This is a genomic window from Microvirga pudoricolor, assembly GCF_016892705.1.
GTDB classification, from domain to species: Bacteria; Pseudomonadota; Alphaproteobacteria; order Rhizobiales; family Beijerinckiaceae; genus Microvirga; species Microvirga pudoricolor.
Genome location: NZ_JAFEMB010000009.1, coordinates 76,409 through 90,548, shown reverse-complemented (window position 1 = coordinate 90,548; position 14,140 = coordinate 76,409). Strand labels below are relative to the sequence as shown.

Here is a 14,140-nt window from a genome sequence, read left to right as displayed (position 1 = left end):
TCAGATCATCCCCTGCCATCGGTTGATGGCCTCGATCGGATGGATCAGCATGATGATGTTGAGAATGAGGTTATCGCGGATCCAGTATCCCGCGACCACCTCCATGGCGATGGCGGCCGTCACCGTGAGCCAGATCGGCCATACGCGGGCCAGCCAGAAGCCGAGAGCCATGGCAAGGATGTCGGACACGGAGTTGATGACGCTATCGCCGTAATAGTTCAGCGCGATGTTAGTGGCACGGTAGCGCTCGATCGTCATGTTGGTGTTCTCGACGATTTCCCACGCGCATTCGAGGCCAAGAGCCAGGAGCAGGGCCAAGCCGATCGGCAAGGGTTTGCCGCGAAGCCTTCCGACGAGCCATGTCGCCCCGTAGAACAGGAATCCGTGGATCACGTGCGAAAACGTGTACCAGTCGGTGAGATGCTGGGAGTTGCCGGAGTCGTTGACCGTTCCGTGCCAGAACTCGACCGTGCCGCAGGTGCAGATCGGGACCCGTCCCATCGCCAGCAGGATGCAGGCCGTAAATCCGATCACGCCAACAGCCGCGATCGCGTAACCCGTCGTCATGCGGGAGGAGGCAGGTCGGCTCTCCGCGGTCAATGCTGCGTCGGTCATCTAAAGGCTCGCGTACATGCGGCCCGGATTGAGGATCCCGGCCGGATCGAAGGAGTCTTTGATGCCGCGGGTTACGGTCATGACCGGAACGGATGGCGGTTCGAACACATCCACCTCGGCCCGCACCCCATCCGGAGCCCGGACAAGGGTCGCATGGCCGCCGAAGGCCGCCGTCGCCGCGCGGATGACGGAGGCTCCCGCATCGCCGTCCACGGGGGTGGCGAGCCAGATCAGGCCCCCGCCCCAATCGTAGAACCAGCGCGCCTCCCGGCTTTGAGCGATCTGAGCCGCGATTTCCGGGCCCCGTGTCGGCGCGGCCGAGATCCTCCAGATCGCCCGGTCTCCGTAATCGAGGAGCAAGGTCGCGTCCCGCACGGCCTGCCAGAGGCCCTCGGACGGGCGGCCCTCGATGATGTCGCCGGTCCCGAAGCGCTTGAGCAGGCGGCGCATCTCGCCGAGGCGGTAATCGATGGAGACCGAGAAGCCTTCGAGGCGGATCAGCGTGCGCGATCCCTGCACGTCGGCGGAAGGCACATGAGCCGCGCCCGTCACGTCGAAGGGCGAACCGAGAGCCGCCGACAGCGCCTCCACGGCACGCCGGTCGTCGAGGCCCCGCAGTACGAGGGTCGCCGCCCGCTCCGGCTTCGGTAGCACCTTGAAGATGACTTCCGTGATGAAGCCTAGCGTGCCCCAGGACCCCGCCATCAGTTTCACGAGATCGAGCCCCGTCACGTTCTTCATCACGCGGCCGCCCGACTTGACCGCCTCGCCGCGTCCATTGACGAAGCGCACGCCGATGAGGCTGTCGCGGGCCGCGCCCGCCATGATCCGGCGCGACCCGGAAATGTTCATGGCGGCCACGGACCCGATCGTGGGCTCGCCACGGGTGCCCAGGAGCGGCCGGTAATCCATGGGCTCGAAGGGCAGCTCCTGCCCCCGCGACGCCAGCATGCGCACAACCTCGGAAAGCGGGGTGCCGCTGCGGGCGCCGATCACCATTTCGGAGGGTTCGTACAGGGTGACGCCGGTCAGTTCGGATGCCGACACGGCCGAGGACGCTTCGACCGGACGCCCGACGGATGACTTTGTGCCTCTGCCGGCAACGGACAGTTTCGTTCGGGCGTTGAAGGCGTCCGCGATCAGGGACGCGGCCTCATTCTCGTCGCGAGGGGTGTGGATCACGCCACGAGCCTCCCGTCGAGGGGAAACACCTTGGCGGGGTTGAGCAGCCAGAGAGGATCGAACACGCCGCGCACCCGCATCTGCTGGGCGAGATCGACGGCATTGAACTGATAAGTCATCAGGTCCCGCTTCTCGATGCCGACGCCGTGCTCGCCAGTCAGGCATCCGCCCACCTCGACGCAAAGCTTGAGGATCTCCTCTCCCACGGCTTCCGCCTTCTCCATCTCGCCCGGCTTGTTGGTGTCGAACATCACCAGAGGGTGGAGGTTGCCGTCGCCCGCGTGGAACACGTTGGCGACGCCAAGGCCGTAGGACGAGGCGATTTCGCCGATGCGCTTGAGCACGTGCGGCAATTGTCCGGTTGGGATCGTGCCGTCCATGCAGATGTAATCGGCGACGCGGCCCGTTGCCCCGAAGGCGGATTTGCGCCCTTTCCAGATGGCAGCGCTCTCGGCTTCCGACTGCGACACTCTGATCGTGGTGGGATGGAACGGCTCGGCGATGGCGACGATGCGCCGGAGCATGTCGTCGATCTCCGCATCAGAGCCCTCGACCTCGACGATCAGCATCGCCTCGACATCGAGGGGGTAGCCCGCATGGGCGAAGGCCTCGCAGATCTGGATCGCGGGCTTGTCCATGTACTCGAGCGCAACCGGGATGATGCCGGCTCCGATGATCGCCGCCGTGCAGGCGCCTGCGTCCTCGACCCTGGCGAAACCGAACAGGGCCGGACGCGCGCCCTCGGCGGCGCGCAGAATGCGGACGGTGGCCTCGGTGACGATGCCGAGCTGGCCCTCGGACCCTGTGACGAGACCCAGGAGATCGTAGCCGGCGCTGTCGAGGTGATCGCCGCCGATGGACGCGACGGTCCCGTCGAGCATCACCAGGGTGACGCCGAGCAGGTTGTTGGTGGTCACCCCGTATTTCAGGCAATGGGCCCCGCCGGAATTCATGGCGATATTGCCCGCGATGGTGCATGCGAGCTGGCTCGACGGGTCGGGCGCGTAGAAGAAGCCCTCGTGAGCCACGGCTTGGCTGATGCCCAGATTGGTGATCCCGGCCTCGACACGGGCATACCGGTTGGCGAAATCCACCTCGAGGACCCGGTTCATCTTCGCGACGCCCAGCACGATCGCGTCCGCCTGAGGGATGGCCCCACCCGCGAGCGAGGTACCGGCGCCCCGGGCGACGACCTTCACGCCGTTTTCGTGGCAGAACCGCATGATGGCCGACACCTCGGCCGTCGTGGAGGGCAGGACCACGGCAAGGGGCATTTGCCGATAGGCCGTCAGCCCGTCCGTCTCGAAGGCGCGCCTCTCATCTTCGGTCACGATCAGGGCCTCCCGGGCCACGAGGCGGGACAGGCCGTCGAGGATCTCGGTCCGGCGGGCGAGAACGGCTTCATCCGGCGTCGGAAAGGCGATGCCCATCGTGTCTCCCTGGCGGATCCTGGCTTATCCGCATTGTTCGGCTTTGAACGATTCTAGAGCATTTCCATAACCGGAGGGAACGTTCCATGCAAAAAAGCGGCGGAAAAGTCGGCCGCCATGCGATGGTTTTCGGAGCAGAGTGGAATATCTCTAGGGAACGTCCGCCCAGCACAGGAGTGTTTTCCATGCGTCGCCTCGTCCTCTCGGCATTGCTAACCCTAGCCGGGCTCCACGGAGCGCAGGCGCAGGATGCCGCCGCGGGCGAAAAAGTTTTTACCCAGTGCAAAGCCTGTCACCAGATCGGTGAAGGCGCCAAGAACACCATCGGGCCAGTCCTCAACGGCGTGATCGGGCGCCCGGCCGGCAGCGTCGAAGGCTACAGCTATTCCGCCGCGAACAAGAATTCCCACCTGACCTGGGACGAGGCCACCTTCAAGGAATATATCCAGAACCCAAGAGCCAAGGTGCCGGGCACGAAGATGATCTATGCCGGGATCAAGGACGAAAAGCGCATCGATGACCTGGTAGCCTATTTGAAGCAATTCGACGCATCCGGGAAAAGTGCGCCCTAATAAACCTGCCGAGCTTCACGGTATTCGAGCGCATCAGGGCGGCACGCCCGAGTAACCTTCAAACCCCAGTCTAGGAGACCAGAGTACAAGAGCCGATGTTTCGGACACCCGATCTTTTGGGGTGCACGGATCTTGCCGCTCAGCTTGAAGCTCGACAATAAATTCTTCGTCGAGAGGGTCTTGTTCAACTGTTAAACGATATTACGTTAAGTGACCTGATTAGCAAAACGACAGGATTGCATCGTGCCTATCAAGTTTCTCGACAAGCTCTTCGAAGCCAAGCTCGGCACTTTCGTGGCGGGCAACGTTTACGACATCCAACCCGTGGAGCCGACGCCGCCGGCAAAAGTCTTCAACGGTACGAGAGCCGACGACGTCTACACCGGCACGGAACTAGCGGAACAAATCAACGGCAATGCCGGCAACGACGTGCTGCGCGGAGGCGCCGGCAACGACACCATCGATGGTGGTCAGGGCATGAATCAGCTCTACGGCGATGACGGCAACGACGAGATTTATGGTGGTCCCGACGGCAATCTGCTCGATGGCGGCAACGGCGACGACATTGTGGCTGGCGCCGGAGGCATCGACAAGATCAACGGAGGCTGGGGCGATGACATCCTGTATGGGAATGCCGGAAACGACAAGATTAACGGTGGTTTCGGCAACGATGTCATCCACGGCGGCGCCGGGATGGATGTTCTGTCGGGCGGTGCCGGCGCGGACATGTTCGTGTTCGACACGGAACTCGGCGGCGGCAATATCGACGCCATCGGCGACTTCAACCAAGTGATCGCACAAGGCGATAAGATCGCCCTCGACACCGACGTCTTTCAGGCTCTGTCCGGTCGCGCCGGGAATGCCCTGAAGGCCAGTGAGTTCCTCGCCGGCACGACAGCCCAAACAGCAGCCACGCATATCCTCTACGACGCCAAGTCGGGCGTTCTCTCCTATGACGCGGATGGGGCGGGCGGGAAGGCAGCCGTGCAGTTCGCCCAACTGAAAGCTGGCACCATCCTGCAGCACTCGGATCTCATCCTGATCTGAGGATGCGCAGGACGCGCAGGTCGTCCCGCCGGCTTGGAGTTGTCGCGACTGGGAACGGTCGCGGGAGCTCGACGCCGACAACCTCAAGCATTCGCGGGCGGCATTTGCGTCGACCCATCCACGAAAGCTTGAGGTTCATCCATTTCACCCTCATCAGCCTTTTGCCGGACTGTTAGAAATCCTGCGACCTGGTCAAAAAGTTGAACTTTTATAACGGTATTACGTTTAGTTAGCGATGTCACAACCAGGAGATAAATAGTGAAAGTCAGGTCTCTATTTGCCGAACCGAGCTTCCAGTTGCGCGAATTCGAGTCCGGAGGCGTCTATGACCTGCCCACCTACAACTACGAGGGTGGGTCCGGGGCCGATTACTTCGTTGGAGGTCCCAACGACGACCGGATCAATGGCAACGACGGCAACGACGAACTTTATGGAGGCGGCGGCCACGACATCATGAGCGGCGGCTATGGATTCAACATCCTGTTTGGCAATGCCGGCAACGACATTCTGTATGGTGGCCCGGACGGCAACATCCTCTATGGAGGAGAGGATCAAGACATCATTTTTGGCGGAGTCGGCACCGACACTCTCCATGGCAGCTTTGGCGCGGATGATCTGAAAGCCAGCTTCGGCAACGATGTCTTGGACGGCGGCCCCGGCAACGACATCATCAACGGCGGCCATGGGCACGATGTCCTGACAGGAGGAGACGGGTCCGATGTCTTCGCCTTCGATACGGCCCTGGGGCCCGACAATGTCGACCTGATCAAGGATTTCCGCGGCGGAGGCCGTGACTCGATATGGCTCAGCGGCGCACTGTTCGAGTCCGTCGCCCGCGACGGTGCCATCCAACCCGATGAATTCGTCGTGGGACCCCAGGCCTTGGACGCCAACGACTACCTCATCTGGGATCCCACCAGCAGAAGCCTGTCTTACGATGCGGATGGATCAGGGCCCGGAGCGGCCATCATGTTCGTGCGCTTCAGCAAGGTGCTCAACCTCAAGAGCTCGGATTTCCATTTGATCTGAAGCGCAGGGGGCGGGCGGCATCCCGCCCCTTCCGCAATCGGAAGAACTTCCCACCAGTTTGGTCAACCTTGCGGCAGGTGCGCAGTTGTGACGCAGCGGAAATATTGTTACGATATATTATGTGATGTTCGGCACTTTCTCGTGAAGTGAATTCATCCCTAATGTGTGGAGCCAACATGTCCGTCAAGAAGTCAGCCATTCCGTCCGAGGTTCATCCGAGCGGTTTCTCGATAGAAAGCTACAGTTTCAGAGGCGACGCGAAGGGAAATGCGATTTGGGCCGGCAGCGGAAACGACATGCTCGTCGGCCGCGGCGGTGACGATAATCTCAGCGGCGGCCTCGGCCAGGATAGGCTGAAAGGCGGGGCCGGCTACGACAGCTTCATCTTCGATACGGCTCTCGGAGGCAACAACATCGACACAATCGTCGATCTCGACACGAAGATCGGCGAAAAGATCTTCCTGGAGCAGTCCATCTTCCAGGGCATCAAGACCATGCGCAACAGCGAGGTCGAGGGCGACTACACGAACAGGGGCGTCGTCAAGAAAGCCTCGTTTTATGTTGGCGCGGCGGCTCACGATGCGGACGACCGCATCATCTACAACAAGCAGACCGGCGCCATTTCCTACGACGCCGACGGGAACGGGTCCGGCGCGGCGATCCAGTTCGCCCAGATCAAGGCCGGCACACATCTGAAGGCCTCCGACTTCTTCGTGATGTAAGGCCTTGAGCGGGCGAGCGAGGGGCTGCGCCATAGGCGCGGCTCCTCTGCGTCCGGGAACACCCTTGACCAATTCCAGGGAACGATGCTGGTGTACTTCCAACCGGGAGCACACACTTCGTGACGCACAGCAAGAGCGGGAACACCCGCGTCGCCCTCTTCGTGACCTGCCTCGTCGACCTCATGCGGCCCAGCGTCGGTTTCGCAGCCGTGAAGTTGCTGGAGGAGGCTGGATGTTCCGTCGAGGTTCCAGTCCAGACCTGCTGCGGCCAACCGGCATTCAATTCCGGCGACCGGGCCACCGCCCGCGCCCTCGCCGAGCGAATGATCGAGTCCTTCCGGGGTTACGATTACGTGGTCGCGCCTTCGGGCTCCTGCGCCGGAACGATCCGGAAGCATTACCCGGAGATGTTCGACGACGACCCCAACTGGCTGCCCCGCGCCAACGACCTGGCGGCCCGGACCCACGAGTTGACGAGCTTTCTCGTGGACGTGCTCGGGATCACCCGGGTGGAAGCCGCCTTCGACGGAGCCGTGACCTACCATGATTCCTGCTCGGGCCTGCGCGAACTCGGCGTGAAGTCCCAGCCCCGGCGCCTGCTCGCCAGCGTCGAGGGCCTCAACCTTGTCGAGATGAACGACAGCGACGTGTGCTGCGGGTTCGGAGGCACCTTCGCGGTCAAATACAGCGACATCTCCGGCGCCATCGTGGAGGAAAAGGCCAAGAACGTGGCCGCGACCAGCGCCCCGACCCTCGTGGCGGGCGATCTGGGCTGCCTCTTGAACATGGCCGGCAAGCTCAGCCGCGACGGACGGCCTGTCGCCGTTCGCCACGTGGCCGAGGTGCTGGCCGGGATGACCGATGAGCCGCCCATCGGGACCCCGCGAGCCGGCCAGGGAGCCCTCCGATGAGCGTTCATGCAACCTCCCCCCGATTCAAGGAAAACGCCGTCGAAGCCCTCAACGACGCGCAGCTCCAGCGGGCGCTCGGTAACGTGCGGCAGGGCTTCATAGAGAAGCGCCAGCGCACGGCCGACAAGCTGCCGGAATTCGAGGCCTTGCGGGACTCGGCCCGGGACATCAAGAACCACGCCCTCGAGCACCTTGACCTGTATCTCGAAGCCTACGAGGAGAAGGTGAAGGCTTCCGGGGGCCATGTGCATTTCGCCCGCGACGCCGAGGAAGCCCGCGCCATCATCCTGTCCATCTGCCGCGAGGTGGACGCCAAGACGGTCACCAAGGGCAAGTCGATGATCTCTGAGGAGATCGGCATCAACCACCACCTGGAGGCTCACGGCATCCGGCCGGTGGAAACGGATCTCGGCGAGTACATCATCCAGCTTCGCGGCGAGTTGCCGAGCCACATCATCGCGCCGGCCGTTCACCTGAACGCCACGCAGGTGGAGGAGGATTTTCGCCGGGTTCACACCCATCTCGACGCGGACCGCGACCTCTCGGAGCCCGTGAAGCTGCTGACCGAGGCCCGCACCGTGCTGCGGGAGCGGTTCCTCGCGGCCGATGTGGGCATCACGGGCGCGAATTTCCTGGTGGCCGAGACCGGGACCTCGATCATCGTCACCAACGAGGGCAACGGCGACCTCACCCAGATCCTGCCTAAAACGCATATCGTCCTGGCCTCCCTCGAGAAGCTGGTACCGACCCTTGAGGACGCCAGCCAGATCCTGCGGGTGCTGGCGCGCTCCGCCACCGGCCAGGAGATGTCGGTCTACACCACCTTTTCCACGGGTCCGCGCCGCCCCACGGATGCGGATGGGCCGGACAACTACCATGTGGTCATCCTGGACAACGGGCGCTCCTCCATGCTGGGCACGAGTTTCCAGGAGATGCTGCGCTGTATCCGCTGCGGGGCCTGCATGAACCATTGCCCGGTCTACCACGCGGTGGGGGGCCATGCTTACGGCTGGGTCTATCCTGGTCCGATGGGCGCGGTCCTGACGCCAAGCCTCATCGGCGTCGACAAGGCCGGGCATCTCCCCAATGCCTCAACCTTCTGCGGACGCTGCGAAAGCGTCTGCCCCGTGCGCATTCCCCTCCCCAAGCTCATGCGCCATTGGCGCGAACGGGAGTTCGAACGGCACCTGACCCCGGCGACGGTTCGCTCGGGCCTGGCAGTCTGGGGGTTTTTCGCCCGGCGCCCGGCGCTGTACCGCCTCGCTACCCGCCTCGGCATGGGGGCGCTGGGCCTTGCGGGACGCACCAGGGGACGGTTCAAGTGGCTGCCGCTGGCGCGCGGCTGGACCAAGAACCGGGATTTTCCCGCGCCTCAGGGCGAAACATTCCAAGCCCGTTGGGCCCGTGAACGGGGAGGACTGAGCCGATGAGTGCCCGGGATGACATCCTCGGCAATATCCGCCGCTCGCTGGGCGTCACGGGCAAGGAAACGATCCGCCGCCAGATGGTGGCGGACAGGCTCGACCGAGCCCCGAGGGGCCTGATCCCGGCGCGCGGTCAGGTCCAGGGGCGAGAGAGGGTCGACCTGTTCAAGCTGCAGGCGGAGGCCGCCCTGGCGACTGTGACGGAAGTCGCGACGCCAGCCGAGGTGCCCCAGAGCATCGCGGCCTACCTGCGCGACCACAACCTGCCCGCGACGCTGCGCATGGGGGACGATCCGCGCCTCGAGGCCATGCCCTGGTCGGAGACGGCGCTCGATATGTCCCAGGGCCCGAGCCGAGGCTCGGACCTCAACGCCGTCAGCCATGCCTTCGCGGGCGTCGCCGAGACCGGCACCGTCGTGATGGTCTCGGGTCACGAAAACCCGTCGACCCTGAACTTCCTGCCCGACAACCATATCGTCGTCGTGGCCGCCAAGGACTTGGCCACGGATTACGAGTCCGTCTGGTCAAAGATCCGCTTCGCCCAGGGCAAGGGGACAATGCCTCGCACGGTCAACTGGCTCACCGGCCCCTCGCGCTCCGGCGATATCGAGCAGACATTGCTGCTGGGCGCCCATGGCCCACGGCGGCTGCACATCGTGCTGGTGGGCGACTAGGTTCCGACTCGACAGCCTAGCGAGCGCCACCATAATCCTCCCGTTCGACCGGGAGACCCGCATGACGTCCACGCTCATCTTCCGCTCCATCCGCTGGTCGGCCTGGGAGGGCTGCGAGGCCGGAATGGAGCAGGCTGACGTCAGCCCGGCAGAGGGCGGCCTCGACGTGGCCGGCGTGGTCATCGGGACGGAGGATGGGACGAGGTTCGGCCTGTCCTACCGCCTGCGGCTCGACGCACTGTGGCATGTACGCGAGGCGACCCTGTGGACCACGTCCGGGAAGGCCCTGCGCCTCCTCAGCAATGGACGTGGATCCTGGCAGGTCGACGGCCGGGAAGAGCCGGGCCTGCAGGGCTGCATCGACATCGACATCCAGGCCACGCCCCTGACGAACACCCTGCCGATCCGACGGCTCGACATGAAGCCCGGCGACGCGGTTGAGGTCCGCCTCTGCTATGTCGGCGTACCCAATCTGACGGTGTCGCCCCGGTCGCAGCGCTACACTGCCCTGGAGTCCGGGCTCGACTACCGGTTCGAAAGCCTGGACAGCGGCTTCACGGCGGACCTGCCCGTGGACCGGGACGGCTTCGTTCTGGATTATCCGGGGCTGTTTCGCCGGTTGGACTGAAGCAGGGCAGCGCAGCGTGACAACCGGGCGCAGCGGAAGGCCCTTTGCAACCAGCGGACAAATCGGTTAAGTCTCTGATAGATCTACAGTTTTAAACAGTTCTAAACTAGAAACCCCGATGATCGTATGCTCCTGCAATCTCCTGTCGGACGGAGATGTGAAGGCCTGTCTGAAGCCTGGCCCCGGCTGCCCCCGCACGCCCGCCCAAGTCTACACCTGTCTTGGCTGCAGCCCCAATTGCGGGCGTTGCGCGCGCACGATCCGCTCGATCATGGACAAGGCGCTCTCGGAGGCCGCGGAGGCCACCTGCCAGCGGGGTTGCTGCTCGCTGAGCGCCGCGAACGGCGCCGCCAGTTCCGTCGGCGCGGCGATCGCCGCCGAACCCTCGCTCTGAGTGCGCGAACGGAGACGGCCTCTCCCGTCCGGTCTCGGCGCCCCTGAGACTCGCCCTTCGCCAGGATGATTTCGCTTGCGCAGTTTATAGCGACTCTAGATAAAGAGCGCGGAGCGCGACGGCGCCGGTTTCTGACGAGAGGGTAGTATGAAGGGCGACGCAAAGGTCATCGAGTACTTGAATCGGGGCCTCCGCAGCGAGCTGACGGCCGTCAACCAGTACTGGCTGCATTACCGCATCCTGGACGACTGGGGCTACAAGGAGCTCGCAAAGGCTTGGCGCGAGGAATCCATCGAGGAAATGCACCACGCCGACCGCTTCATCGAGCGCATCATTTTCCTGGACGGTTTCCCGAACCTCCAAGTGCTCGATCCCCTGCGCATCGGCCAGACCGTCAAGGAAATTCTGGAATGCGATCTGGCGGCCGAGCACGAGGCCCGGAACCTCTACGGCGAGGCCGCCAAGTACGCCGAGAGCGTCGGCGACCGGGTCTCCAAGAACCTGTTCGAGGATCTGATGAAGGATGAGGAAGGCCACATCGACTTCCTCGAGACCCAGCTCAACCTCGTCGACCAGCTCGGCCTGCAGCTCTATGCGCAGAAGCATGTTGGTGACGTGAAGAGCGAGGGGCATTAAGCGCCCGCCACTTTCAGAATTTCAACCCCAAGCCCCGGGACGATCCGGGGCTTTTCTTTTGCGTGAAACCGACCGTCACGCATTTCGACCATGCGGCGTCACCGATCCGATGGTGCGTCAGGGGAGCGCGCCTCCGTCGATCTGCTCGATTGGCAGCGTCACCACCTTCAGCTCCGGGTCTTCGGGATCGTTCTTCACGGAGAAGCCAAGGCTTCGGCACATGGCCAGCATCGTAGTGTTTTCGCGCAGGACCTGCCCTTCGACGGATCGGATGCCCTCCGCCTTCGCCCACTCGATCATCAGGCGCATGAGGGCCCAGCCGAGGCCGAGACCCTTGAGGTCGGAGCGGAGCAGGATCGCATATTCGCCGGCCTCGTGGTTGGCATCCGCATGCAGGCGCACGGCTCCCATCATGTCGCCGCTTGCGCGGTCGAAGGCCACGAAGGCGATGGCGCGGCTGTAGTCGAGCTGCGTCAGCCGAGCCAGGAAGGCGTGGTTGAAGTCCCGCACCGGGGCAAAGAAACGGAGCCGCAGGTCTTCGTGGGTGATCTGCTGGAAAAAGCGCAGGAAGGCCTCCTCATCCTCGGGCCTGACCGGCCGCACGAAGGCCTTCCGACCATCGCGCAGGTCGAAGGTGCGCTCCCACTCCTTGGGATAGGGGCGAACCGCGAAACGGGGATGCCCTTTGCGTTCGTCGGGGCCGAGAGGCGCGATCGCCACACGGGCATCCACCGCGATCACGCCGTCGTGGTCGGCCAGAAGCGGATTGATGTCGAAGGCACGGACCTCGGGAAGGTCGGCGGCCAATTGAGACAGCTTCACGAGCACGAGCGAGACTGCATGCTCGTCCGCCGCCGGAACGTCACGGTAGGCCTTGAGAATGCGTGAAACCCGCGTGCGGGCCATCTGATCGCGAGCAAGCTTCAAGTCGAGGGGTGGCAGTGCCAGAGCCTTGTCGTTGATCACCTCGACGGCCGTGCCGCCGCGCCCGAACACCACGACAGGACCGAAGACGGGATCGTCCGCGAGCCCGGCGATCAGCTCACGGGCGCGGGGCCGTCGCACCATGGGCTGCACCAGCACGCCGGTGACGGTCGCGCCGGGCTTCAGGCGTTCGGCGCGGCCCAGGATATCGGCGGCGGCAGCCGCCACCTCGCTCTCACTCGAGAGATCGAGCCTGACACCGCCGATATCCGACTTATGGACGATGTCGGGCGACACGATCTTGACCGCCACGCGGCCGCCTTCGGCCAGAACCGGTCTTGCAGCCGCCACCGCCTCGTCCGGCGTCGTGGCGAGGATTATCGGCGCAACCGGAATCGCATAGGCTCGCAGCAGAGCGTTCACTTCCAGGGGGTCGAGCCAGACTCTCCCCTGCCCGATCGCCGCATCCACGATGCGGCGCGCTCCGGCAGCATCCGGGACGAAGTCCTGCGGCAGGCTGCCAGGGGTTTCCATCAGCTCGTTCTGGGCTTCGCGGTAGCGCACGAGTTGCAGGAAGCCGCGCACGGCCTCCGCCTCGGTCGCATAGCGCGGGATGCGAGCCTCCTCGAAAGCGCGAGCCGACGCTGCGTCCTCGCCGAGCCAGACCGCGAAAACCGGTTTCTTGGCGAAGCCGGCAGCGCGATCCTTCTTGACGGCGTTCGCGATCGCTTCGGCCGAATGAGATGCGCCTCCCAGCGCCATGGGCACGTTGAGAACGAGCACCGCGTCGTTGTCGCGGTCGTCCAGCAGAATCTCCAGCGACGCGGCGAACCGATCCGCATTCGCGTCACCCAGGATATCCACCGGATTGGACCGCGACCAGGCGGGCGGCAGCACGGCATCGAGCCGCGCCCGGGTGCTGTCGGAGAGCTCGGAGAGCTGTCCGCCGAGATCGATCAGGCGGTCGACGGCCAGGACCCCGATGCCCCCGCCATTGGTGAGGATCGCAAGCCGTTTCCCGGGAAACGGCTTCTGGCGTCCCAGGGTCTCGGCGGCGGCGAAGAGCTGGTCGAGGTCGAGCACCCGCAGCAGACCGGCTCGCCTCAGCGCCGCGTCGTACACCGCGTCCTCGCCGGCGAGCGCGCCCGTATGGGTCGCGGCGGCCCGGGCGCCGGGCGCGTGACGCCCCGACTTGATGACCACGACAGGTTTCGTGCGGGACGCCGCCCGGGCCGCGGACATGAACTTGCGCGCGTCGCTGATGCTCTCGATGTACAGCAGGATCGCGCGCGTATGGGGATCGGCCGCAAAGTAGTCGAGGCAGTCGCTGAAATCCACGTCGACCTTGTCGCCCAGGGAGACGACCGCCGAGAACCCGATCTGCCGATGGGCCGCCCATTCCACGATGGCTCCCGCCACCGTGCCGGACTGGGAGACGAGCGCGAGATCGCCGACCCGGGCGTTTCGGGCCGCGAAGCTCGCGTTGAGCTTGGCCCTCGGGGCGATCACGCCGATGCAGTTGGGCCCCAGAAGGCGCACGCCATGCCGGCGGGCGGCCAGCCGCGCTTCCTCGGCGAGGGATCCGTCTCCGTGGCCGAGGCCCGCCGTCACGACGATGGCGGCCGCCACGCCCCTCCGGCCCGCGTCCTCGATCACGTCCGGAACGGCCGAAGGCGGGATTGCCACGATCATGAGATCGGGCACTTCGGGCAGCGCCTCGACCGATGGGAAGCACGCCTTCCCGTCAATCTCCGTGTGGCGTGGGTTGACGGGGTAAACGGCTCCCGGAAAACCGCCTTCCGCCAGGTTGCGCAGAAAGGTCAGTCCGAGCGAGCCTTCGCGCGGACTTGCGCCGATGACGGCGATGGATCTGGGCGCGAGAAGCCTGTCGAGGCGGTAGGTGGACATGTCGACCCTGGGCTAAAGCATCGTGCCAAAGCTAATGCCGCTGG

Annotated in this window: 14 protein-coding genes; 10 read left to right on the top strand and 4 right to left on the bottom strand. The window is 64.4% G+C overall.

The annotated features are described in order from the left end of the window. The 3 genes from ILT42_RS21460 to ILT42_RS21450 are packed head-to-tail and all read right to left on the bottom strand — an operon-like array spanning position 1 to position 3,227. Positions 1–615: a DUF2585 family protein gene (locus ILT42_RS21460; RefSeq protein WP_204218049.1), complete on the bottom strand. Its 615-nt coding sequence runs from the start codon at positions 613–615 to the stop codon at positions 1–3. After that, positions 616–1,797: an FAD-binding protein gene (locus ILT42_RS21455; protein WP_204218048.1), complete on the bottom strand. Its 1,182-nt coding sequence runs from the start codon at positions 1,795–1,797 to the stop codon at positions 616–618. After that, on the bottom strand, positions 1,794–3,227 hold the full coding sequence (locus tag ILT42_RS21450) for an FAD-linked oxidase C-terminal domain-containing protein (RefSeq protein ID WP_204218047.1): 1,434 nt from the start codon (positions 3,225–3,227) through the stop codon (positions 1,794–1,796). Before ILT42_RS21450 ends, ILT42_RS21455 begins: the two co-directional genes overlap by 4 nt. A 185-nt stretch (positions 3,228–3,412) precedes the next feature. Between ILT42_RS21450 and ILT42_RS21445 the strand changes: the two genes are divergently transcribed. The 10 genes from ILT42_RS21445 (at position 3,413) to bfr (ending at position 11,264) form a co-directional block, all read left to right on the top strand. Further along, positions 3,413–3,799 carry a c-type cytochrome gene (locus tag ILT42_RS21445; RefSeq protein ID WP_204218046.1) on the top strand — a complete coding sequence of 129 codons (387 nt, stop codon included), beginning with the start codon at positions 3,413–3,415 and terminating at the stop codon, positions 3,797–3,799. A gap of 243 nt (positions 3,800–4,042) precedes the next feature. Beyond that, on the top strand, positions 4,043–4,846 hold the full coding sequence (locus tag ILT42_RS21440; protein WP_204218045.1) for a calcium-binding protein: 804 nt from the start codon (positions 4,043–4,045) through the stop codon (positions 4,844–4,846). A 258-nt stretch (positions 4,847–5,104) separates the two neighbouring features. Continuing rightward, positions 5,105–5,875: a calcium-binding protein gene (locus tag ILT42_RS21435; protein WP_204218044.1), complete on the top strand. Its 771-nt coding sequence runs from the start codon at positions 5,105–5,107 to the stop codon at positions 5,873–5,875. 176 nt (positions 5,876–6,051) lie between these two features. Then, positions 6,052–6,597: a calcium-binding protein gene (locus ILT42_RS21430; protein ID WP_204218043.1), complete on the top strand. Its 546-nt coding sequence runs from the start codon at positions 6,052–6,054 to the stop codon at positions 6,595–6,597. Positions 6,598–6,716: 119 nt separating this feature from the next. Next, entirely contained in the window at positions 6,717–7,508 is a 792-nt protein-coding gene (locus ILT42_RS21425; RefSeq protein ID WP_204218042.1) for a (Fe-S)-binding protein, read from the top strand. Beyond that, the gene (locus tag ILT42_RS21420; protein WP_204218041.1) at positions 7,505–8,938 is read left to right on the top strand and encodes a LutB/LldF family L-lactate oxidation iron-sulfur protein; all 1,434 of its coding nucleotides are present in this window, start codon (positions 7,505–7,507) and stop codon (positions 8,936–8,938) included. The genes ILT42_RS21425 and ILT42_RS21420 overlap by 4 nt, the downstream gene beginning before the upstream one ends. Then, a complete protein-coding gene (locus ILT42_RS21415; protein ID WP_204218040.1) occupies positions 8,935–9,606 on the top strand; it encodes a LutC/YkgG family protein in 672 nt (223 codons plus the stop codon). The genes ILT42_RS21420 and ILT42_RS21415 overlap by 4 nt, the downstream gene beginning before the upstream one ends. Positions 9,607–9,667: 61 nt before the next feature. Beyond that, a complete protein-coding gene (locus ILT42_RS21410) occupies positions 9,668–10,234 on the top strand; it encodes a putative glycolipid-binding domain-containing protein (protein WP_204218039.1) in 567 nt (188 codons plus the stop codon). Between the two features lie 118 nt (positions 10,235–10,352). Continuing rightward, positions 10,353–10,628 carry a (2Fe-2S)-binding protein gene (locus ILT42_RS21405; RefSeq protein ID WP_204218038.1) on the top strand — a complete coding sequence of 92 codons (276 nt, stop codon included), beginning with the start codon at positions 10,353–10,355 and terminating at the stop codon, positions 10,626–10,628. A 147-nt stretch (positions 10,629–10,775) separates the two neighbouring features. Beyond that, positions 10,776–11,264, top strand: coding sequence for a bacterioferritin (gene bfr / locus ILT42_RS21400; RefSeq protein WP_204218037.1), 489 nt, complete (start codon positions 10,776–10,778; stop codon positions 11,262–11,264). Positions 11,265–11,381: 117 nt separating this feature from the next. On the opposite strand, the gene ILT42_RS21395 is transcribed toward bfr, so the two are convergent. Then, positions 11,382–14,096, bottom strand: a complete 2,715-nt coding sequence (locus tag ILT42_RS21395; protein WP_204218036.1) for a bifunctional acetate--CoA ligase family protein/GNAT family N-acetyltransferase — start codon at positions 14,094–14,096, stop codon at positions 11,382–11,384. Positions 14,097–14,140: the final 44 nt, after the last annotated feature.

What these genes read in the sequence shown, in the direction of transcription:
- ILT42_RS21460 (WP_204218049.1), bottom strand. Translation starts at nt 615, where the DNA reads ATGACCGACGCAGCATTGACCGCGGAGAGCCGACCTGCCTCCTCCCGC.
- ILT42_RS21450 (WP_204218047.1), bottom strand. Translation starts at nt 3,227, where the DNA reads ATGGGCATCGCCTTTCCGACGCCGGATGAAGCCGTTCTCGCCCGCCGG.
- ILT42_RS21445 (WP_204218046.1), top strand. Translation starts at nt 3,413, where the DNA reads ATGCGTCGCCTCGTCCTCTCGGCATTGCTAACCCTAGCCGGGCTCCAC.
- ILT42_RS21430 (WP_204218043.1), top strand. Translation starts at nt 6,052, where the DNA reads ATGTCCGTCAAGAAGTCAGCCATTCCGTCCGAGGTTCATCCGAGCGGT.
- ILT42_RS21420 (WP_204218041.1), top strand. Translation starts at nt 7,505, where the DNA reads ATGAGCGTTCATGCAACCTCCCCCCGATTCAAGGAAAACGCCGTCGAA.
- ILT42_RS21415 (WP_204218040.1), top strand. Translation starts at nt 8,935, where the DNA reads ATGAGTGCCCGGGATGACATCCTCGGCAATATCCGCCGCTCGCTGGGC.
- ILT42_RS21410 (WP_204218039.1), top strand. Translation starts at nt 9,668, where the DNA reads ATGACGTCCACGCTCATCTTCCGCTCCATCCGCTGGTCGGCCTGGGAG.
- ILT42_RS21405 (WP_204218038.1), top strand. Translation starts at nt 10,353, where the DNA reads ATGATCGTATGCTCCTGCAATCTCCTGTCGGACGGAGATGTGAAGGCC.
- bfr (WP_204218037.1), top strand. Translation starts at nt 10,776, where the DNA reads ATGAAGGGCGACGCAAAGGTCATCGAGTACTTGAATCGGGGCCTCCGC.
- ILT42_RS21395 (WP_204218036.1), bottom strand. Translation starts at nt 14,096, where the DNA reads ATGTCCACCTACCGCCTCGACAGGCTTCTCGCGCCCAGATCCATCGCC.